16 protein-coding genes are annotated in these 22,419 nt (G+C 43.1%); 6 read left to right on the top strand and 10 right to left on the bottom strand.

The genetic code is table 11. The features are described from left to right. Positions 1-162 precede the first annotated feature (162 nt). Positions 163-3,000, top strand: coding sequence for an ImpA family metalloprotease (locus tag OCV20_RS05800; protein ID WP_086775536.1), 2,838 nt, complete (start codon positions 163-165; stop codon positions 2,998-3,000). Positions 3,001-3,036: 36 nt separating this feature from the next. On the opposite strand, the gene xthA is transcribed toward OCV20_RS05800, so the two are convergent. The 3 genes from xthA to emrD form a co-directional block, all read right to left on the bottom strand. Beyond that, a complete protein-coding gene (gene xthA / locus OCV20_RS05805) occupies positions 3,037-3,843 on the bottom strand; it encodes an exodeoxyribonuclease III (protein WP_086775535.1) in 807 nt (268 codons plus the stop codon). Positions 3,844-4,011: 168 nt separating this feature from the next. Beyond that, positions 4,012-6,102, bottom strand: coding sequence for a S9 family peptidase (locus OCV20_RS05810; protein ID WP_162290822.1), 2,091 nt, complete (start codon positions 6,100-6,102; stop codon positions 4,012-4,014). Positions 6,103-6,436: 334 nt separating this feature from the next. Continuing rightward, on the bottom strand, positions 6,437-7,642 hold the full coding sequence (gene emrD, locus OCV20_RS05815; protein ID WP_017065927.1) for a multidrug efflux MFS transporter EmrD: 1,206 nt from the start codon (positions 7,640-7,642) through the stop codon (positions 6,437-6,439). A gap of 498 nt (positions 7,643-8,140) precedes the next feature. On the opposite strand from emrD, the gene OCV20_RS05820 reads away from it, so the two are divergent. Continuing rightward, a complete protein-coding gene (locus tag OCV20_RS05820; protein WP_050643783.1) occupies positions 8,141-10,258 on the top strand; it encodes a methyl-accepting chemotaxis protein in 2,118 nt (705 codons plus the stop codon). Between the two features lie 134 nt (positions 10,259-10,392). Here OCV20_RS05820 and OCV20_RS05825 read toward each other — a convergent pair whose 3' ends face one another. From OCV20_RS05825 to dinG, 5 genes are all read right to left on the bottom strand, one after another. Further along, positions 10,393-11,526 (bottom strand): ribosomal protein uL16 3-hydroxylase, encoded by a 1,134-nt coding sequence (locus tag OCV20_RS05825; RefSeq protein WP_086775533.1) that lies wholly within the window; start codon positions 11,524-11,526, stop codon positions 10,393-10,395. Between the two features lie 71 nt (positions 11,527-11,597). After that, positions 11,598-11,768, bottom strand: coding sequence for a pleiotropic regulatory protein RsmS (gene rsmS / locus OCV20_RS05830; RefSeq protein ID WP_017055021.1), 171 nt, complete (start codon positions 11,766-11,768; stop codon positions 11,598-11,600). Continuing rightward, the gene (locus OCV20_RS05835; RefSeq protein WP_086775532.1) at positions 11,758-12,306 is read right to left on the bottom strand and encodes a primosomal replication protein; all 549 of its coding nucleotides are present in this window, start codon (positions 12,304-12,306) and stop codon (positions 11,758-11,760) included. Before OCV20_RS05835 ends, rsmS begins: the two co-directional genes overlap by 11 nt. Before the next feature lie 22 nt (positions 12,307-12,328). Further along, complete coding sequence (locus OCV20_RS05840) at positions 12,329-13,108, bottom strand: sulfite exporter TauE/SafE family protein (RefSeq protein ID WP_017062114.1); 780 nt, start codon at positions 13,106-13,108, stop codon at positions 12,329-12,331. A gap of 128 nt (positions 13,109-13,236) precedes the next feature. Then, positions 13,237-15,312: an ATP-dependent DNA helicase DinG gene (dinG, locus tag OCV20_RS05845; RefSeq protein ID WP_017066711.1), complete on the bottom strand. Its 2,076-nt coding sequence runs from the start codon at positions 15,310-15,312 to the stop codon at positions 13,237-13,239. A 513-nt stretch (positions 15,313-15,825) separates the two neighbouring features. Here dinG and OCV20_RS05850 point away from each other — a divergent pair. Together OCV20_RS05850 and OCV20_RS05855 are read left to right on the top strand one after the other, a co-directional pair. Then, positions 15,826-16,818 (top strand): porin, encoded by a 993-nt coding sequence (locus OCV20_RS05850; protein WP_086775531.1) that lies wholly within the window; start codon positions 15,826-15,828, stop codon positions 16,816-16,818. Positions 16,819-16,895: 77 nt separating this feature from the next. Continuing rightward, positions 16,896-17,603, top strand: a complete 708-nt coding sequence (locus OCV20_RS05855) for a DUF2057 family protein (RefSeq protein WP_086775530.1) — start codon at positions 16,896-16,898, stop codon at positions 17,601-17,603. A gap of 58 nt (positions 17,604-17,661) precedes the next feature. Here the strand turns inward: OCV20_RS05855 and OCV20_RS05860 are convergent, their stop codons facing one another. Beyond that, positions 17,662-18,390 (bottom strand): pseudouridine synthase, encoded by a 729-nt coding sequence (locus OCV20_RS05860; RefSeq protein ID WP_086775529.1) that lies wholly within the window; start codon positions 18,388-18,390, stop codon positions 17,662-17,664. A 321-nt stretch (positions 18,391-18,711) separates the two neighbouring features. Between OCV20_RS05860 and OCV20_RS05865 the strand changes: the two genes are divergently transcribed. After that, complete coding sequence (locus OCV20_RS05865; RefSeq protein WP_086775528.1) at positions 18,712-20,937, top strand: NADP-dependent isocitrate dehydrogenase; 2,226 nt, start codon at positions 18,712-18,714, stop codon at positions 20,935-20,937. Positions 20,938-21,266: 329 nt separating this feature from the next. Here OCV20_RS05865 and cspD read toward each other — a convergent pair whose 3' ends face one another. Continuing rightward, positions 21,267-21,488, bottom strand: a complete 222-nt coding sequence (cspD, locus tag OCV20_RS05870) for a cold shock domain-containing protein CspD (RefSeq protein ID WP_004736548.1) — start codon at positions 21,486-21,488, stop codon at positions 21,267-21,269. A 585-nt stretch (positions 21,489-22,073) separates the two neighbouring features. On the opposite strand from cspD, the gene clpS reads away from it, so the two are divergent. Further along, on the top strand, positions 22,074-22,394 hold the full coding sequence (gene clpS / locus OCV20_RS05875; RefSeq protein WP_004737430.1) for an ATP-dependent Clp protease adapter ClpS: 321 nt from the start codon (positions 22,074-22,076) through the stop codon (positions 22,392-22,394). Positions 22,395-22,419 lie beyond the last annotated feature (25 nt).

Here is a 22,419-nt window from a genome sequence, read left to right on the forward strand (position 1 = left end):
ACAAGAAAACTCAGTGATGGCTTTGGATAGGTTCACCTTGGAGAGCTATCGATTTTTCAAAACAGTTAACTTGCTTCAAATTGTGCTTACACATTCATTAGAATAATTGCTTTAGATTTAACTATAGATAGACTCGGCGAAATTTTGTTGTATGGAATAATGATGAAAAAGAGTAACTTACTATCCAATTTGGTTCTTTGTGTTATCGCCCTATCACTTTTAGGATGCGGAGGTGGTAGCGGCGGTGAAAGTGCCCAAACTGGTTCTGGTGGTTCTGGTGGTTCTGGTGGTTCTGGTGGTTCTGGTGGGGAAGGGGGCGGAGGTGACGGAAGCGGTGACCCTGATATTACTCCTACTCCACAAACAGCAGTACAAAAGGCATTGTCCACGGGCGATGCCTCGTATGTAACTGACTCTAATGAATTTATTGAAGCTAGCCAAGCTTTAGTGGCTCGATACAACTCGGATTACAATCTGATTAAACAAGCTATATCTCAAAACTCAGATGGGGAGCCGTTACGCAATCTTCATTGGGATCCAACCCATGACACAGCAATTATCTTACCTACCTATGGCTTTAATGATGTCATCTTAAAAACTAATAAAGCGATGATTGATGGATATGATGATCAAGAGTTAGTGATAGGTATTGCTGGTTATACATCAGACAACAGTCGCTATGCAGCATTAGCGAGTAACCCTTTTAGAACGAAGCAACGTTTCCCTGATTCTGTTAATGAAGAGATGAACACTTGGCTGAAGAATTTGGTGACTTGGGTTTCGGGTACTGATGCGCCCCAGAATGTCGTGTTAGCTCAGCTTGATCAGTCTCATTACTTTCCTGATGACCAAGCGACACGAAACTGGTTAACCGACAATGTTAACGCTTCTATGGTTATCAACGCTGACAATACTTGTGATGGCAGTAAATTAAGCCAATGTCTTGAAGCCAATAACCCTGACTTGCTAGTTTTGTCTCAAAAGTTAAATGATGGCGATGAGATTGAAGATGTGATTTTAGGGTTACGCTTGGCGTTCAGTAAAAATATTCCAGTGTTATACCTACATCTTGATGGTGGTATGACGGACTTAGGTAACGCACTATTTGCAGAAATGCATATGACGTATGTTGGCGATAACTATTGGCGCAAGCTAGGTTTGTTGAACTGGGATTCTACACAACTGATTGATCAAATACCGGATAATATTGTCCAACAGCAAGCGCTTTTACAGAGATTGAAAGACAACAGTTTTACCGTCGATCTGAATTCGTGTGAGGATAAATCTTGCCCTGACGATTCCAACATGAATGAAGAGTTCTATACTGCGGCGAATAGTATTCGTTCACATTTAACGACTCTTGATAGTAAAAAAATTGATCTGTTTGCAACCGATGATTATGAATATGAAAAGCTGTTACTGTTACTCGCGGATCATTATCGCCAAGATGTCCAGTACCCTACGGGTAAAGGCGTAACTGAGAGAATCGAGTTTCTTCGTTCTTACTATAGTGATTACGTCGCATACAACAGCCGTTTGTATAATGCGGCACAACCAAGCTTGGGTAATTTTAGCACCAAGACCTTTGAGGATGTCTCTCTAGTTAGCCAAAATATAACCCTAGAATCTAAGAGAAACTTCCGTTCGGCAGGCGTGTATGCTTTGCCTGGTAAGACGATCAAAGTGACTCGTTTGGACAGCAATGCAGTAGCGACATCGATAGCATTTAATACGCTACGTAGTGGAGCGACACACGAGTTTTCAGGCAATGACGGTTACGCTCGGCCGAAATTTTTAACCTCGGTAACCTATCCAGTGAAACCAGGAGATACGATTTATCTCACTTCAGCCTATGGTGGAACATTACAGGTTCATTTTGATACCAATGATATTGATGTGGAGTTGCGTTTTGAAAATGTTGCTCAACACCCGGTTTGGCGAAGTGAAGCGGACAACGATAGTTTTGTGGCACAGCTTGAAGAAGGAAAGTTTGACTGGGCAGAACTGGTAACACCTGGATTTGAAGTCCACTCTAAACTAGACAAAATGAAAGAGTCTATCAGTGCTGCTGACTGGGTTCAGCCTCATGATATGGCTCTCGCCACAGAGCGTTATGTACATAACTTTCCTCATGCACTTGCAGGCTTTAAAGGGCCGGGTATTGATGAAATTGCTGAAATACACCAATACGGGGAAGACAAGGGCTGGGAAATTGCGACCATTGATATTGTAAAGCATATGAACGCAGACCAAGCTAACTGTGGCTATGGTTGTTCAGGAAACCCGTATGATGCCTACTGGTCGTTTCATCCATTAGGGCATGGTGATCTTCACGAGTTAGGGCATGGCTTAGAGCGTGGTCGATTTAGGTTTAGCGGTTGGGATGGGCACTCTACAACGAACTACTATTCGTATTTTAGTAAATCAAAATATTATAAAGACACAGGAAAAGCATCGTCTTGCCAAGGCTTAGATTTTAAAGGGCAGTATGAAGTTTTGCAGCAGAGCCGATCTCAACCTGACCCAAATGCTTTTATGGCAGCTCAGAATCAAACGGGTTGGAGTTGGGGAGCACGCATCTACATTCAAATGATGATGTTAGCTCAAGAGCAAGGCGTATTAGATTATGGCTGGCATATGTTAGGACGATTACACTTGATTGAACGTGAGTTTAATCGTTTGAAGTCGAGTGATGACTTGTGGGCCGCACATAGGCAAACCATTGGCTTTGACAGCTATACAAGAGATGATGCAAATCAGATCACGAACGACGATTGGCTGTTGGTTGCGCTGAGTTATGTCAACGAGCGCGATATGCGGAATTATCTAGATATGTGGGGCTTTAGTTTTACGGACAAAGCCAAACAACAAGTCGTGACACTGAATTTGCCACCAATGCCACTAACGTACTTCGCGAGCTCAAACCAAGGTTATTGTGTCGATGAGTTTGCCACAGCACCTATTAGTGTTGATGGGACAACCCCTTGGCCAATCAACTAATCTAAAAATAAATAGGGAGCATGAGCTCCCTGTTTTCTATTTAAACGTCGACCAAATTGGAGCGTGGTCTGACGGTTTTTCAATGCCGCGTAGCTCGTAATCGATGCCAGCTTCAGTACACTTATCAGCAAGCTTTTGAGTCGCAAGGACTACATCAATACGCAGGCCGCGGTTGTCCACGAAACCTTTTGAGCGGTAATCAAACCACGAGTATTGATCATTCACTTCAGGGTGCAGCAAGCGGAAGCTGTCTACAAAGCCCCAGTCCATCAATGCTTTCAACCATTCGCGCTCTTCTGGTTGGAAAGAACACTTACCTGTTTTTAACCAACGTTTCGCATTAGGTTCACCAATGCCGATGTCTGCGTCGATAGGGCTGATATTAATGTCGCCCATCACAATCACTTGCTCATCTTTGTTGTGATAGTCGTTTAGGTAAGTCATTAAGTCTTTGTAGAACTGGCGTTTGTATGGGTATTTTGTTTCATGCTTGATGTTATCCCCTTGCGGGAAGTAGCCATTCAGCACCGTAACCTTTTCACCATTTTCATCTTCAAACGTCGCCATGATCATGCGTTTTTGATGATCTTCATTATCTGTTGGGAAACCCTTCTGCACAGAGATAGGCTCTTGCTTGCACAACATTGCCACACCGTAGTGGGCTTTTTGACCGTGGAAGTAAACCTTGTAGCCCATTGCTTCAACATCAGCAATTGGGAAGGCTTCATCGTGCACTTTTATCTCTTGCAGACCAATCACGTCGGGTTGGTGTTTGTCGATAATAGCTTGCAGTTGGTGAAGGCGGGCTCTAAGGCCGTTGATGTTGAAGCTAATTACTTTCATTTGTTTTTATACCTCTCGTAAACCTTTGTACTGCTTGTCTTTAAAGGTTTTTGATTTGGTGGATTTCATGGTTCATCGTATTTAACCATGCTTGATAATTTCTGTCGCCACTTTGTAGAGACAAAATGGCGACATTAAATGATGTGAATACTTACAGTTACGCAGAATCTATTGAGTCTTTAGTAAATCCAAAAAGAATGCGTATTCGAGTGCGTCTTCTTTTAGTCGTTTAAATCGACCAGAAGCGCCACCGTGACCAGCTTCCATATCGGTTTTGAATAGCAACACGTTGTTGTCTGTTTTCATCTCCCGTAACTTTGCGACCCATTTCATTGGCTCAAAGTATTGCACCTGTGAGTCATGCAGGCCCGTCGTTACCAACATGTTCGGGTAGTTTTGAACCTTAATGTTGTCGTACGGTGAGTACCCCAGCATGTAATCGTAGTAGGTTTTATCGTTTGGGTTGCCCCATTCGTCATACTCGTTGGTGGTTAGAGGAATCGATTCATCGAGCATGGTTGTCACAATGTCTACAAACGGAACATGTGCACCAATACCACGGTACAGTTCTGGTGCTTGGTTGATGATTGCTCCCATCAATAGACCGCCAGCAGAGCCACCAACGGCGAACACTTTATCCTTAGCGCCATAGCCTTCTTCAACAAGCTCTTTGGTTACATCAATAAAGTCGTTGAACGTGTTTTGTTTGGTCAGTTTCTTGCCATCTTCATACCAAGGGCGACCAAGCATTTCTGAACCGCGGACATGTGCGATTACATAAACAAAACCTCTATCCAGTAGGCTTAGGCGAATTGAGCTGAAGGTAGGTTCAATCGTAGAGCCGTAAGACCCGTAGCCGTATTGGTAGATTGGATTAGTGCCGTCTTTCTTGAATAAATCTTTGCGATAAACCAAAGAGACAGGAACTTGCTTACCATCGCGAGCCGTAACCATGATTCGCTCTGATTGGTAGTTATCTGCTTCGAAATCACCTAATACGGGTGTTTGCTTCATGAGCTCGGATTCACCTGTACTTAGGTCGAAATCATAATAAGTACCTGGCGTGGTTAAGCTGCTGTAATAGATACGAACTTTTGAGTTATCTAATTCATAGTTACTCGTTAGGTAAGCGGCAAATGCGGTGTCGTTAAATTCAAGTGGGAACTCGTGGCCTGTTGAGAGTTGGCGAACTTTCACTGTAGACAAGCCATCTGCGCGTTGCTCGTAAACAAGATGGTCATCAAACAACTCGAAATCAACAAGCTGAGTATTATCGTCCGCTGGGATGACATCGACCCATTTTGAGCGGTCATGCATCTCTTCGGCGGTGACTTTCATTAAACGGAAGTTGACCGCTTGGTAGTTGGTGTAGATGTAATACCAATCACCTAGCTTAGCGATGCTGTACTCTATACCGGTCTCTTTTGGGTAGAAAGCCTCAGCTGTAGCCTTTGGGTTGTTGGCATCGATGACTGAGACACCGCTGGTTTCTGTGCTCGAGTGCCAAATGTAGACCTGTTCACCATCTTTGCTTTTACTCAAAGAGGTGTAGTAAGCACTATCGGTCTCTTCGTAGATTAACTGATCGCTTGCTTGATCTGTGCCTAATACGTGGCGGTAAACTTGATAACCCAGCAATGTTTGTGGATCTTTTTTGATGTAGTAGAAGGCTTGGTTGTCGTTTTGCCACGCGATTGCACTTGAAGCGCCTTCAATTCCATCTTTTAGGTATTCACCTGTTGTGAGGTCTTTGATCTTGATGGTGTAAATTCGTCGGCTCAGCGTATCTTCACCATAGGCTAACAAGTTTTCATCTGGGCTGATCGTTAAGCCACCAATACTGAAAAACTCATGTTCTTTTGCTAGCTCGTTAACATCTAAGATGACTTGCTTGTCTGTGCCTAAAAAGTTTTTTTCACGCAGGTGAACTGGGTATTCGTTGTCGCCTGTGACTTTATTCGAGTAGTAGTAACTGCCTTTGCGAACCGGTACAGAATTGTCGTCTTTGGCTATTCGGCCTTTAATCTCTTCAAATAATTGTTTTTGTGCCGCTTCTGTATGTTTCAGCACTGTATCTGCGTACTGATTCTCTTGTTCAAGTTGTTGCAAGATCTCTGGATCTTGGCGTGCATCATCGCGCATCCAGTAGTAATCATCGATTCGGGCGTCACCATGAATCGTCATTGCGTGAGGGACTTTCTTAGCAACGGGTGCTTGGGTTTGCTGAGCGACGAGTTGTGATTGAGAGTAGTGGTTCATGGTTGAGATTCCTTGATTGCTGCATCCGGCGACAAGCGCTATTGATACGGCTAATGTGGTTAAAGCGATACGCATCTATATATCCTTAGTGTGCACCTTACTCTTTTTGATGCCAGCATCCTTTGTTGGTTGGGTATCTTCCAGTGATATTATTTATAATTGGATTCTAGATATGCACTTTCATCATAAGTGTCTGTTATTGTTTTCAAAAAATCAAAGCAATGTTAAATGAAATTACTGATACGTGAGAGTGGAAGGAATAAATGTGCAACAAAAAGGGACACACTGTTCAGTATGTCCCTTTCCTTTGTTTGGGCAGGATTCGAGCTTTACGTTAAATAGCCAATGGCATTTCGTTTGAGTGGTCAGGTTTACGATTAACCCAACGTAAACCAAGCATAGCGATGAATGACATTGCAATCATCAAGCAACCGAGTGGCAATTGGTCTTGAGCTGGGAAGAACGATGCCAATAGTGTTGCGATGCCAGCACCCAGGTTTTGCATGCCACCTAAAATCGCACCTCCAGTACCAGCGTGGTACGGGAATGGCGAAAGTGCCCCTGTTGTCGCCGCTGGGAATAATATGCCAGCGCCCAAGAAGTAAATGGTTGCACCGCCAATTAAGGTTAATGCTGTTGTTTGACCAAACAGACCCGGTATCAATACCACTGTTGAGCCTACCAAGATAGCTACTAGACCAACATTCAGTGCGCGGCGCTCAGAGCGACGTTGTGCGATGTAACTAGATAAGCCAGCACCGACTAAGTAACCCGGAATAGGCAAGACAAACAACAAGCTTACTGTCGTTGCCGGTAAGCCAAGCACGCCGCCAAGCAACACACCTGCCGCTGCTTCAAATACGGCTACACCAGCAAAGGTTGCGACTAATACTAATAAGAAACCTTGGAAACGTTTGTCAGACAGAACGAATTTGTAGCTGTTGGCGACCGATTCATGCTTGCGTCGTTCTTTCGGCAGTGTTTCCATCATGCTCGTCATCATAGTGATCACAACAGCAATACCAAACAGGGCAAGGAATAAGTAGCTAGAACGCCAACCGAAAACTTCTGTTAGGTAACCGCCTAATACAGGAGCCATCAATGGTGAGAAAATTACACACATACTAATTAAGCTGTTTGCACGGTGCAGTTCTGCGCCTTCAAAACAGTCGCGAGTCAATGTACGAGACATCGCACCGCCACAACCGATGCCCAAACCTTGGATAAAGCTACCCGCTAAGAACCATTCATATTCGTGAGCGAACAATGCTACCAAAGTACCGATGATGTAGATGATCAAACCAATCACGATGATCGGTTTACGACCTAGGCGATCAGAAAGTGGACCGTAGACAAATTGCGACAGACCATAAGGGATCAAGTAACACGCCATCACCGCTTGCAGTGAAGATGCCGAAACTAAGAACTCACCTGCCATATGACCGATAGAAGGCACGTACATCGTTTGAGTCATTTGACCTACTGCAGTCAGAATAGCGATTAAAAAGGTAAGTTTCGCTAATGGAAACGAGGCGGACATTTGCGTATCTCTCCAAAAATTAAGACGTAAAAAGCCTTAGCGCTCCATTAAAGGAGAGCCAAATGAATAAAGTGTTCAGGGAATCTAGGCGCGAGATATTAGAGCTTGATTGCGGGCTTAGCAATCAAAAAGTGTGAAGTTGAGCAAGATAAAAATCTATAACTTGGATTATAAAAACTAATCCGAAATCGCTGCATTTGAAAGAGGGAGAGGGTGGAGTGGGCTTCCTTTAAATATCGATGTTTTGGCTATGTCCAAAGCGCTAAAACCTAAGCGACATAGCCAATGATTGTATGAGTACATCATTTGAAATCACAGAAAAAGGAAGAAAACACGCTCTATTAACATTTGTGTAAACTTTCGTTTTATATGTAAGCAATTTGTGCTGTAATTATCCGCTAAGCTATTCGTCTAACTTATTTACATTTTGTACAGCAATTCGTTGTCGATGTGATAGTTATGGTTATGGAAGTCTTTTGGCTTAAATAAGGATATTAAATGCGCTCTCTATCGGTACAGTGGAAAATAACCCTCTTAGCAGGTTGTTGTTTAATCATTACGTCACTGTCTCTTATTGGTTTCTCGATCTACAACGCAACGAGTAATCAACAAGTCATCAAATCTCAAAGTTCAGAATCAGTTATCAATAAAACTCAGCAGCTGCTGGCGTCTGTTTCTCAGCTTAATGCTCAAGAAACTCAACGTTATGTAGACGAAGCTATTTACCGCGCAGAGATGCTTGCGGCCAGTGCTCAGTTTCTAAAAAACAATGCAGACGAAAACTTTACGCCAAGTGAAGAGCTTCGTACCGCCTTGGATGAAATGGTTCGTCGCTCGGTTCTAAATTTCGACTCTATTCAAGGTGCGTATCTAGTTTTCAAGCCTGATTTACTCGATAGCGAAGATGCGAATTATGTCGATGCTGATTATGTTGGTTCTAACGAAAAAGGTCGTTTTGCTCCTTACTGGAAGGTGGCAGATAACGGTGAAAATGTTCTAGCGAACGTTCTTTCAGAATCTATCTTGAATGATGACAGCAATAGCGAACGTTTTTACTGTCCTTTGTCTTCAGGGCAAACGTGTATTAGTACCCCTCGAGTGGTTAACAGCGGTGGTGTAGCACTACTTACGTCCTCTATTTCAGTCCCTATTTTGGTTGACGACGTTGCTATTGGTTTTCTTGGTATTGATCTAAGACTCGATGGTTTAACCAGTGTGATTACGCAATCTGACCAGAGCTTGTTTAACGGTGCCGGTAAAGCTTATGTGGTTAGTCTAGATGGTTCGGTCATCGCTTCTGATGATTCAAGCATTGCGGTCGGTTCAACCTTCCAAAGTGGCAATACAAACAGTGATTTAATGACCGACTTTATCTTTGGTGGTGAAGTGACAACGCAATGGAGTGAGAACGGTGAGTGGTTACTTGCCTTTGCACCTGTTGTTGCGGCTAATCAAACTTGGGGTGTGTTGTTTGAGATTCCGAGAGAGAGCGTCGTCGCTGATGCCAACAAATTGGATTCCATCATTAGTACTAAGCTAAGTGAAGGCATCAAGACGGAAGTAATTGCAGGTACCGTATTCATTTTGTTCGGTTTAGCCATTATCGCATTTGCTTCCCTTTCAATTGTGAAGCCTATTCGACAAGTGGTTGAGCGACTTAATGACATCGCTTCTGGTGAAGGTGACTTGACCCAACGTTTGGAAGTGAAATCTCAAGACGAAATTGGTCAGTTGTCTAAAGGGTTCAACTTATTCTTAGACAAGCTACAACACACGATTAAAGAAGTCATTCACACCACTGAGCAAGTGGCGAGTACGACAAGCCAGGCTAAAGCATCGGCATCAAGCACTCGAGAAAGCAGTGAATCTCAATTTAAAGAAGTCGATCTTGTGGCAACAGCGGCCGAAGAGATGACTCAAACTGCAGGCTTGGTGGTACAAAATGCAGAAGTAGCGGTTGATGCTGCTTGTGAAGCGAATCGTTCTGCTCAACAAGGGCAACAAGTCATCGAACTTTCAGCCGGTGAAATGAGAAAGCTGGTGGAACGTATGTCGAGTGCTGTTCCTATTGTTGAAGAGTTGGCTAAAAATAACGGCAACATTACCGAGATCTTAAGTGTTATTGAGGGGATTTCTGAGCAAACTAACTTACTGGCATTGAATGCGGCGATTGAAGCGGCTCGTGCTGGCGAACAAGGTCGTGGCTTTGCTGTTGTTGCGGATGAGGTAAGAAACCTCGCAAGTCGCACACAGTCATCGGTTGGTGAGATCAGAGCGGTGATCGACAAGGTTCATGCTGGAACTCAAGATGTCGTTGAAGCGATACAAGAAGGCAATATACTTGCAAATGACACAGCACTACACGTTCAAAAAGCAGTTGAAGATCTGGGGTCGATCTTTACTTCTATTGAGGCGATCAGTGATATGAACAGTCAGATCGTTCGAGCAGCCGAAGAGCAACAATCGGTTTCCGGTGAAGTAAACCAAAGCGTGGTTAATATTCGCGATTTGAGTGCGAAGATCTTGGAGCAAGCCGCGGCTTCTGAGCAAGTGGGTAATGAAATTGACCAACTGTCTCAACAACAACAGAAGTTGGTCAATCAGTTCAAGGTATAGTTGTTCAAGGTATAAGCATTAAGCATTAAGCCTTAACCAATTCTTGAATAGAAAAAGGGACAAATGAAGATTTTATTTGTCCCTTTTTTAATTGTTTCTTTAGAAGCTGGTCAATAACCAACGGTTGACGCTGCTTACTCTTCGATAAACCAGTAGCCTTTGTTGACCAATTCAGTCACGACAGTTACGCCCGAAGGAGATAGGGCAGTAGCCGAGGTAATCATGGTCTCATCGCAAAGTATGTTGAGTAACGAAGAATCCGCTTCATCCACCTTAACCACTTCGCCATTGATGTAAGCCGTGTTGCTTTCATTTTCGTGGTAGAGCGCTTTTAAGCCTGATACTCGGTGAATCTCACCTTCAGACTCTAAGTGTTGAGCGATCTCTTCTTGAGTCCATAGTGGCTCTGGAGCAACGATATCAAGCTGGTGGCGTGATTGACTTAGCAGACAACCCATGAATTCACTGATGGTTTCAGGTTGCTCTAATGCAGATTTCAACATGTCAGTGAGATTGCTTAAATCCGATGAGCGAATTTTTCCGTAGCCTTCTTGCGTTTTGAATTCTGGATCGTGCAGGTGAACGTCCCCCATATCATGAGCAAGCACAAAATCGGCAAAGTTGCTGATCAGCTCTTGTTCTTTAGGAGAGCGGTAGCCAATAGAGTAGCTCATTGACGGCGCTAACGTGTTCCCTTCATGAGGGAAACCTGGTGGGATATAAAGGATATCGCCCGGCTCTAAAGTTTCATCAATGATCGGGTCAAAACCTTCAATTTGACGAAGTGCAGACGCTTGAACAGTCTCTTTGTATTGGCCAACATCTTTAGCGCCAACCTTCCATTGACGTTTGCCTTGGCCTTGAATTATGAAGACATCGTATTGATCAATATGTGGGCCTACGCCGCCTTCTGGTTCTGAGTAGCAGATCATTAGATCGTCGAATAACCAGTTTGGTAACGCTTGGAACGCCTCAGTCAGCTGATTTGCGCCTTGGTGCCAGTGGTTCGCTGCTTGAACGATCAGTTGCCAATGAGTTTCGGTTAACTCGCCAAACTTTTCTTCAGAGAATGGACCGTGTTCTGCTGTCCAATGATTGTCGAGGTTAGAGACAAAGCGAGAATCCACTTCTTCTTCCATCGATAAACCAGCAAGTTCTTCCGGCGAAATTGGGTCGACGAAGTTTTGGAAGCCACCCTTTAAGATGGTTGGTTTTTTATGCCAGTAGTTTTCAAGAAACTCGGGCATAGAAAAGCTAAGTTGGTACATGTGAATCCTGTATATTTTTATGCTAGATGCTAGATGCTAGATGCTAGATGCTAGATGCTAGATGCTAGATGCTAGATGCTAGATGCTAGTTTGGCTTGTAAATCTTGCTGGACAATTTTGATTGCTTCTAACGCGACTTTTGGATCGATTTCGTTGCTTTCGAGCAGATAAATCAGGTCGACAGCTAACTTAACTTCTTCTGGTGCGTTATCCAGTGGTGATGGTGTGTTATCAGTGTTCATTTCGCTTAGGGTTCTCTAAGTTAATCAGTCTCTCAATATTTTTCATTGAGTCTTCACAGCGTTCTAATCGCTCTTTTGCTAACTGCCAAGCCTCTTCCACTTTTTTCTTACTGTGGCGAGGAGCAGAATCAAACGCTAACTTTCGTACTCGTACTAAATCGACCAATCGCTTTTGCCAGTCTTGGTGCTGAGCGAGTTCGTTGTATAGGTCGTTTAGGGTTTTCCCTGACTTACTTTTTCGGTCCAAGCGTAAATCGTGGTTGGCTAACTCTCTTTGGATTGCTGCAATCTGATTGGTCAGCTTTTCTGTCAGGTAGTTGGCTCTGGATGCGGTCAGTTGATTTGTGGTTTGTTCACGTACAATGGTGCGGTACGTTGCCTGAGTTTCAAGTGCATAGGGAAGCAAAACAGAGGCGCCACATTTAAATAAGGCTCGATCAAACAAGGCTTGATGATAAGCCCCTCGAGATTTATCAACCTGCGAGCAATGGCCAATCAAGGTATCAATGACACTTTTTAGCTTTGAAAATTGATTCATTTCACTTCCCGTTGGCTAATGCCTATAAGTTCACAAACCAAGCTTCGTATGCCAGTTTAATTGCAAGTACGCTTACTACGGTAACAAACACAGGTCGTATAAATGTAGCACCGAAACGAATAGCAGAGTGAGCACCAACAAACGCTCCGGCCATTAAACAAAGACCCATGGTTAAACCTAGAACCCAATCAATATGACCAAGAATCGCGAAGGTCACCAAAGAGGTAAAGTTACTGGTAAAGTTCATGGCTTTGGATAGACCAGAGGCAAGTAAGATGTTTAAGCGATAAAGCGCCATAGAGCTTACCGTCCAAAACGCGCCGGTTCCTGGGCCAGCAACCCCATCATAAAAGCCAAGAATGAATCCTTGGTACTTTTGTTTTCTCTTAAGCACAGGGCAAGGCTTAGGAGACACATTATGGCTCACATCTGGAGTCTTATGAAAAATGGTATAGACCGCAGCGGCAAGAATGACTAACGGCAATACCTTCTCTAACCACTCTGTGCTAATAGCATCAACAGTGAGTGTGCCGATTGTCGCACCGATTAAAGTAGATATGAATGCATTGACCCAACACTCAGGCTTGAACAGCTTTTTACGGTAGTAAGTGAATGCAGCTGTAGATGAAGCGAAGGTTGCTGCAAGCTTGTTAGTACCCAATGCGATGTGTGGCGGTAAACCAAGTGACAGTAAAGCTGGAACGGTTAACATCCCTCCGCCACCTGCGACAGCATCAATAAAGCCTGCTGCAAATGCAACCAGAGCAAGTATGACCAACATGGTTGGCTCAATCATTTCCATAAGTAGCTAGTGTTCTCGTTATCGGCTGATAGGGCAGCCACATGAAAAATCGATGGATTAGTCATGTTGGGTTGTGAATGCAAGGGCCTAGCGATGAAGGCCCATAACTACCTCGAGGGCAGGGGATATTAGTATTTTATTGTTCTTTTAAAAGGCGGTAGTGAATCGAGTAGGGACTTTCCGTATCGCTTCGTTACTATGCGTCTATCAAGGATCGTGACTTTACCAGAATCTCTTTCCTTACGCAGTAGTCTACCCACAGATTGGATAAGCTTTTTACTCGCATCTGGAACAGTAATCTGCATAAAAGGGTTACCACCGCGTGATTCAATATATTCTGAATGTGCTTGCTCTACAGGAGAGGTAGGAACACCAAAAGGAATCTTGGTAATCACGAGGTTTTCAAGAAGCTCACCCGGTAGATCAAGACCCTCAGAAAAGCTTCCAGTTCCAAAAAGAACGCTGGTTTTACCTTGGTCTATTAGCTTTTTATGTTTTTTTAGGATTTCAGTTCGTGAAGTATCACCTTGAACCTGCAATGCCCACGACTTTTTAACGAAATCTGTTGCTAAAGCCTCTGCAACTTTGTTCATTTGCCAGTAAGAAGAGAATAGAACGAGATTGGCTTTTTTGTCTTCTATTACCTTAGGCAAAATTTCAATAAGATATTCGGTAAACTGAGGTGCTTGTGGTTCGTACTTCATTGCCGGAACGATCAACTCAGCTTGATTCTGGTAATCAAACGGTGAAGCCAAAGCCAAAAACTGTACGCCATCTTCTGCTTTTTGGCTGATACCTGCTTGATGACAGAAAAAGCTGAAAGAGTTGAGCGCCCTCATGGTCGCAGATACTAATACGGCACCCACACAGCGGCTCCAGATCTGCTGGTCCAGTTGCCAACCCACCTCCAGTGGCGAAACATTAACAACGAAGTCGCCTTCACTTTCTTTATTTAGTTCGAGCCAACGAGCCAAAGGGGCGCCTTTTTCTCTCTTCGGTTCAGCCATTAAGCGCCAAACTTGAGCAAGGTTCTCTGTTCTTTGTATATAGAAGCCAATTTCTGCAAGTGCAGGCTCTGCAAGTTTTGCTGAAAGCTCACCGTCTTTAACTCGTTCTGCAATTAGGTCTGCAATCTTCGCAACGGCTTGGCTCGCCTTTTGCGTGAGCTGCTTGAGATCTTTTGATTCATTCTCAAGCCACTCAGGTAAGTCGCCATGTTCGAAGCGATACAAGCCGTCTTCAAAGTGGTTAGCGTCAAACTGTTTACTCATTTGAGTCAGGGTAGGGATCAGCTGTTGCACTGAGTCTTGCAGTTCATTTCGAAATCGGTGGACACGTTTCTCGTCTGCAAGGCCTGAAAGCTTAGTGATGGATTGGTTCAAACGCTCCAACCACGACGCCGCGCCTTTTAAGCTCGCAGCCGCAGAAGAGTGATCTCTGGCTACATGCGGTAAATGGTGAGCTTCATCGAATATATAGATGCTGTTTTCTGGTTCAGGCAGTATCACACCGCCTCCTAGGTCAGCATCTGCCATCACTAAACTGTGATTAGCGATAATCACGTCTGCTTTATCTAGCTCTGAGCGCGCTTTCTGGAAAGGACAGTCTCTATGCGTAGGCATACTGTTGTTACAACTATGCTTATCGCTGACAATCATCTGCCAAATCATGTTGTCGATTGGCTTTGGCCACGAATCGCGGTCACCATCCCATTTACCTTGGGTTAGGCTGCGGTACATGGTTTGCAGTTGGTCTATATCCTTTTTCTTCGGCTTAGATTCGAACATGGCCATTTGTCCGCCATCAACCCCGCAGGCAGCGGCTAGCTTTTCGGAACAACAATAACGCTGTCTACCCTTCGCTAATATGAAAGAAAACTCTCGATCAGTCAGTCTTCGATACAGAGGGAGATCTTTATTGACGAGCTGTTCTTGTAGCGCAACGGTAGCTGTTGAAATAACTATTTTTCGGTTATTGAGCACTGCTACTGGAATAGTAGCCATGAGATAGGCTAGTGATTTCCCGATTCCTGTTCCCGCTTCTGCAACAATCATACGATTACTTTTGTGGTATTGACCACAAAGTGTCTTCGCTATTTCTGCAACAAGGTAATTTTGAGCACGACGAGGTACAAAGTTGTCCAACTGATCTTGGAGGTTTTGATAACTGGTGCGAATAGATTTTTGAATTTTAGTAGTTAGCATACTGTGACCTACGTAACGGAGCGAGGATAGTAGCACATATCACTAGTCGGTACATTTACGGTGAAATAGCTTGCTTTTGAATCAAAGGTAGATCTTGTTCACAAAAAAAAACTGAACCATCAGGAACTTAACTATTTTATTTATGTTGCGAAATATAAATATTAAAAAAGACTGGCTTGTGGGTGTTAAATTCTGAAGTTTGGCGTTTTTGCGAGTTGTTTGTGGTGTTAAATGCTGTTTTGTTCTTTTCTTGGATTATTATATTTCCTGATAAAACTAAGGATAAGCTACTCGTAAAACAATGAAAAAAAATGTAAGTGGTTGATTTTGATTGCTTTGTGTTTTTTTTAGATTTGTTTTTAGTTTATTTGACACGCAGGATAATCTTTTGCAATCTAGACCTCGAAATTTAGTGACGGTGATTAACCAACAAAGAGTGGTAATGACCAGTCATAAAAATAAAAGGGAACCGGGCAAGGATCTCCCATTCTTAGAAAAGGCAGTGGATTTATTATGAAAAAGACTCTATTAGCACTTGCAGTTGTTGCAGCAGCAGGCTCAGTAAACGCAGCGGAAATTTATAAATCAGAAGACGGCGCAGTAGACTTTTACGGTCAACTACGTACAGAGCTTAAGTTCCTAGACGGGCAAGATGCCAAATTAGGTTCTGGTTCTTCGCGTGCTGGTGTTGACGCTCAATATAATGTATCTGATGATCTTAAAGTTCTTGGTAAAGTAGAATTTGCATTGAAAGATAGTGGCGACATGTATGTACGTAACCACATTTTTGGCTTTAGCAGCGATCAAGCGGGAACAATCAAATTTGGTAAGCAATGGACTACATCAGATGATGTATACGGCGCTGATTACTCATACTTCTTTGGTGGTTCTGCACTGCTTTACTCTACTTTGAACGGTGCTCTTCATGACTCACAAGTAAAGTACTCTTACGATTCTGACAACTTCTGGGTAAAAGCAGGATACGGATTAGCAGAAGATGATTCTAATCAAGAGCTAGCTGAACTTTACGTTGGTTTTTCTGTTGGTGACGTAAATATCCACGTTGGTGGTGGTCAAACAACTGATGATGTAGCTGGTTCTGGTTTTACAGGCCTTGAGAACACATACTACGAAGGTACTGTTGAGTACTCTAAAGATGTTCTAACAGTTGGTGCAACTGTTGCGGCATCTTCTGTTGAATCTGCTATTGATAAAGCAGACCAAACAGGTTTCTCAGTAGCTGCTACGTATGGCGTTGCTGATAAAACAACAGTATATGGTGGTTATGAGTTCGTGTCTCAAGATCACGATTTATTAGAAGATAGCAACGTTGTTTACGTTGGTGCTGAATACAAGTACGCTAGCTGGGCACGTGTTTATGCTGAGTATGGTTATGCAGACGGTAGTACTCTAGGTTTCAACGCTCAAGGTAGTGATATGGTTGTAGCGCCTCAGACTGTTGATGGCGAAAACAATTTCGGTATCGGTGCTCGTGTTTACTGGTAATTTGATATATTGTTAGAAAAAGCCCAACATAGAGTTGGGCTTTTTTTTGCCTATTTTTTATAAGGATGGATACAATAATGCAAAGTTTCAAATATTCTTTTTTGGGGCTGTTAGTTGCTTCTACAGTAGTTGATGCCGAAGTAATATTGGATGTCCCTGAAAATGTAAATTTACTTTCAGTAAACATGAGTGCTCCTGACTTTGAACAAGGGTTGTTTTCTGCAGATAAGACAGTGCTTTTACCTGACGGTGAAAACCAAATCGTTTTTCAATATGAACCAGTATTTGATGAAAGAGATAATCAAAGGAAAGTCTACAGTTCTGTTATTATCGCTAAATTTGAGGCAAAAAACGAAGAACTTACCTTATCTATGCCTGAGTTTAAAAACTTGCGTTCTGCTCAAGAAAACATTGGAAACTTGAATTGGGAAATTAAAAACAAGCAAGGACAAGCCTTAATCAAAAATGAAGACATTTTAGCTAGTGACGGAGTTCAACTAAATAGAAGTTATTCTGAAGAAGCTACAGAATATAATAAAGTTGGTGCTGCTGCTGCTGTAACCATGAGTTATTTAGTTGTAGAAAACCAAGTTCGTCCTGCAGTTAAGGTTAATGCTACAAGTTTAGAAGAAAACACGCTAGTAAACGCTGAAGGTTTAACGGCTAACACATCTGCTCAGGTTGTAGATAAATCGGAGTCTTTGAAACAACTTAAAGCTTTGTATCTGAGCACTTCAAAAGAAGACCGTAAAGTATTCCGTAAATGGATGATTGATCAAGAGTAATCAATCTTCACGTACAAAAAAGCGAGACGTAAATCTCGCTTTAATATATTGCTACGAGTTAAATCTCTTTCCACTCTCCAGGCTGCAGCTGGCCGACATTCATGTTGCCCATTGAGTAACGGATAAGACGTAGGGTAGGGAAGCCGATATTGGCTGTCATTCGTCTTATCTGACGGTTACGTCCTTCAATGATTGTAATAGCCAACCATGTTGTCGGTATCGCGGCTCTGAAGCGGACTGGAGGATTTCTATCCCACACTTCAGGTTCTTGCATCACTTCGACTTGAGCCGGTAGTGTCATGCCGTCTTTTAGTTCGACACCTTTTCTCAATTTATCTAAATCTTCCTCAGAAGGTGCGCCTTCAACCTGTACCCAGTAAGTCTTTGGGGATTTTGAGTTTGGTTGAGTTAGCTTAGCTTGAAATATCCCATCATTGGTTAAGACCATTAACCCTTCGCTGTCGCGGTCGAGGCGACCTGCAGCATAAACGTCTTTCACAGGAATAAAGTCCGCTAGCGTTTTTCTCCCTTCGCCATCTGTAAATTGGCTTAGAGTATCGAAAGGCTTGTTGAACAGAATTACTTTGCGATCTTCGAGCGCTACTTTAGGTTTTGTATTGGTAGGCTTGCCTTTATATCGGTGCTTACTGGAGTGAGATTTCTTGTGCGAATTGCCAGTGTTATTCTTATCACTGCTTCGGCTTTGTCTATTACCGCTTTGTTTTAATGTTGCACCAGAACGAGCCGGTTTGTCTGAACGAGATGCGCTGCGTGAGCGAGTAGACATGTTAACTACCTTGCAAAAATGTAAACGAAGTGTGCTGAAAAGTTTTCACTGAAACGGAATTGAGCTATCATTTGCGCGCCTAAAAGACACAAAATAGAACAAGTTGATGGACTCTTAAGCCTGATTTGTTTAATTATACCTTCGTGTTTTATTATAACAACGCACTCACGGATTTGGTTCATGCTGTCATCAAGATTGTATGAAAAATAAGATAGAGTACGACTATCGAGTAAGCAGTTTTCACTCTTAGAGTGGCTTACTGGTCAATTTATAACACGCTCACTACTTTAAATGAGCTTGTAAGAACTATAGGGAAATTTCATGCCTACTGAAAAACCAACGATCATCTATACCATTACAGACGAAGCTCCGGCTCTAGCAACATACTCTCTGCTGCCTATCATTCAATCTTTTACAGCTTCTTCTGGTATTAACGTTGATACTCGCGACATTTCACTTGCAGGGCGCATTATTGCCAACTTCCCTGACTACTTGAACGAAGAGCAACGTATTGGTGATGCATTAGCAGAACTAGGTGAATTGGCTAAGACACCAGAAGCGAACATCATCAAGCTTCCAAACATCTCTGCATCAGTACCTCAGCTTCAAGCAACGATCAAAGAGCTACAGTCAAAAGGTTACGCACTTCCTAATTACCCAGAAGAAGCAAATACCGACGAAGAGAAAGCTGTTAAAGCGACTTACGACAAAATCAAAGGCAGTGCAGTAAACCCTGTGTTACGTGAAGGTAACTCGGATCGCCGTGCTCCACTTTCAGTTAAAAACTACGCGAAGAAGAACCCACACTCAATGGGTGCTTGGTCTGCAGATTCTAAGTCGCACGTTTCAAGTATGGACGACAAAGACTTCTTCGGTAGCGAAAAGTCAGTAACCATTGAAGGTGCTACAGAAGTTAGCATTGAATTCGTTGGCAAAGATGGCGCGAAGAAAACATTGAAGCCAGCTTTTGCACTGCAAGATAAAGAGATCATTGATGCGTCAGTGATGAATAAGGCCGCTTTGGTTGCGTTCTTTGAAAAAGAAATCGCATCGGCTAAAGAGCAAGGTGTACTGCTTTCTCTTCACATGAAAGCGACGATGATGAAAGTATCTGACCCAGTGATCTTTGGTCACGCGGTTAAGGTTTACTACAAAGACGTATTCGCTAAACACGGTCAGCTGTTTGAAGAGCTAGGTGTTGATGTGAATAACGGCATCGGTGATGTATACGCGAAGATTGCAGCGCTTCCTCAAGATCAAAAAGAAGCAATCGAAGCTGACCTGCAAGCGGTATACGAGACTCAACCACCACTAGCGATGGTTGATTCGGACCGTGGCATTACTAACCTACACGTACCAAGCGATATCATTGTGGATGCATCTATGCCGGCAATGTTGCGTTCTTCTGGTCAAATGTGGGATCCAGAAGGTAAGCAAAAAGATACCAAAGCAATGATCCCAGATCGTAGCTACGCGAGCATTTACCAGGCGGTTATTGATTTCTGTAAAGAGAACGGCGCGTTCGACCCTACAACGATGGGTAGCGTACCAAACGTTGGCTTGATGGCTCAAAAAGCGGAAGAGTACGGTTCTCACGATAAGACTTTCATCCTTGAAGCTGCTGGTCAGGTTCAAGTTGTTGACGCTTCAGGCGCTGTGCTTCTAGAGCAAGAAGTAGAGGAAGGCGATATCTTCCGTATGTGTCAGGTTAAAGATGCACCAATCCAAGACTGGGTTAAGCTTGCGGTAACTCGTGCTCGTGCATCGGGTGTTCCAGCGGTATTTTGGCTAGATGCGTCACGCGCGCACGATGCTCAGCTTATTAAGAAAGTTGAAGCGTACCTCCCTGAATACGATACCGATGGTCTTGAAATTAAGATTCTTGCTCCACTTGAAGCGACTCAATACTCACTGGTTCGTATCAAAGAAGGCCTAGATACAATTTCGGTTACTGGTAACGTATTACGTGATTACCTAACAGACTTGTTCCCGATTCTAGAGCTTGGTACATCAGCTAAGATGCTATCGATTGTTCCACTAATGAACGGTGGTGGTCTGTTTGAAACAGGTGCTGGCGGTTCTGCTCCTAAGCATGTTCAACAAGTAGAGAAAGAAAACCACCTGCGTTGGGATTCCCTAGGTGAATTCTTGGCATTGGCCGCATCTCTAGAGCACCTGAGCGTAGTAACAGGTAACGCTAAAGCACAAGTTCTTGCTGATGCGCTTGATAAAGCAACGGGTGAGTTCCTTGATAACAACAAGTCTCCTTCACGTCGAGTGGGTGAGCTTGATAACCGTGGTAGCCACTACTACCTAGCGGCATACTGGGCTAAGGCGCTTGCTGAGCAAACGGTTGACGCTGATCTTGCTGCTGAGTTTGCAGGTGTGGCAAGTCAACTGGCTGAAAGTGAAGAGGTGATTGTTGCAGAGCTGAACAACGCTCAAGGTGTGGCTGGCGACTTAGGTGGTTACTACCTACTTGACGATGCATTGGTTTCAACACTAATGCGACCAAGCTCAACGCTAAACGCGTTTATTGATGCATAGTGATTGGACTCATCGTTAATCAGTCATGAAGGTGATTTGCTAACGAGTTGCTTAGTCTGACAGCTAAGTCATAGATAAAGTCAAAACGAAAGACGCTTTAACGATAACGTTAAAGCGTCTTTTTTTGTTCTTTTGTAATACCCCCAAGACCTAGCTTAATAAGAATACACCCGTGAACTAATGGTCTAGTGAGCAACCTTATAGCCCCAAAACGAAAAAACCGCTCACGTAAGCCTGTATTACAGGTATTAAATGAGCGGTTTCAATATTCTGTTTACCTGTCAGCCGTTAATGACGACTGACGGAGGTTAACATGAGTTGGCATTCGCCTATTTTGCGGCGCTGCCTTCTACAGGAACAACGGAGCTAGCATGCGAGCCTTTAGGTCCACTTTCTACTTCATAGTCGACCTGCTGACCAGCCTTTAAGGTTCGATAACCTTCCATTTGTATTGTGGAGTAGTGCGCGAAAATATCGCCGTCTTCACCTTCTGGACAAATAAAGCCAAACCCTTTGGCATTGTTAAACCATTTTACTGTACCTGTAGCCATGCTATACATCCCTCATGCATTTTGTTACTAACGTTGTTATATCAATTGTTGTAAGTGCGATTGATATCATTCCTACCAGCTAAAGAATTTCAGCTAATAGCTTGAATCTCGTACATTGCTTATGGAAATTAACGCTACCCTGCGTAATTATTCCTTATTGTTAATTTTTGAAGCGTGTTACTGATTTTAAATCATGTTGCAAAAATGTATTAAAAAACCTTTTAGCTCCAATGTAGCTAATGATTGAGCACAGTCAATAGCAAATTGGTATAAAAGTGATTAATTTTAATAACAAATCACATTCGAGATTAACTGCAAACTATTAACTAAATAGTAACTTAGCGGTAATCTTATCGTTAGTATCAATAGTTATGGCGTCTTTTTAATCAATCACATATGTTAATCCTGTTAATCGAGATCTTTTATTTGCAGCGATGGAAATGGTGGATTAGGCTCAGTATAGAGGAATATTTTTTGGTACTGTTTCTCGGTGCAGTTTCTTAGTACACCGTAAAGCGTGAATGTGGTAAATTTGAGTTAGGTAAACACTCACGACTTCCGAAAAATAACCCTTAGCAAAGCGATATGAGCAGAAACTTTGAATGGGCATCTCCAGGCTCAGATTTACTGGAGAAAGAAGCAACAAAAGTAAAGCCACCGGCGATGTATAACGTTGTGTTGAATAACGATGACTACACGCCCATGGACTTTGTAATCGAGATCCTAGAGCGATTCTTCTCACTAGATATCGAAAAAGCAACGGAAGTGATGCTCAAGGTTCATTATGAAGGTAAAGCTATATGCGGCACATACAGTGCTGAAATAGCGGAAACAAAGGTAGCGCAGGTCACGATGTACTCAAAGGAAAATGAGCATCCGCTACTATGTACAATGGAGCAAGTATAAATTGCTCGAACAACACTGTTGTTCC

Source organism: Vibrio coralliirubri (assembly GCF_024347375.1).
Taxonomy (GTDB): domain Bacteria; phylum Pseudomonadota; class Gammaproteobacteria; order Enterobacterales; family Vibrionaceae; genus Vibrio; species Vibrio coralliirubri.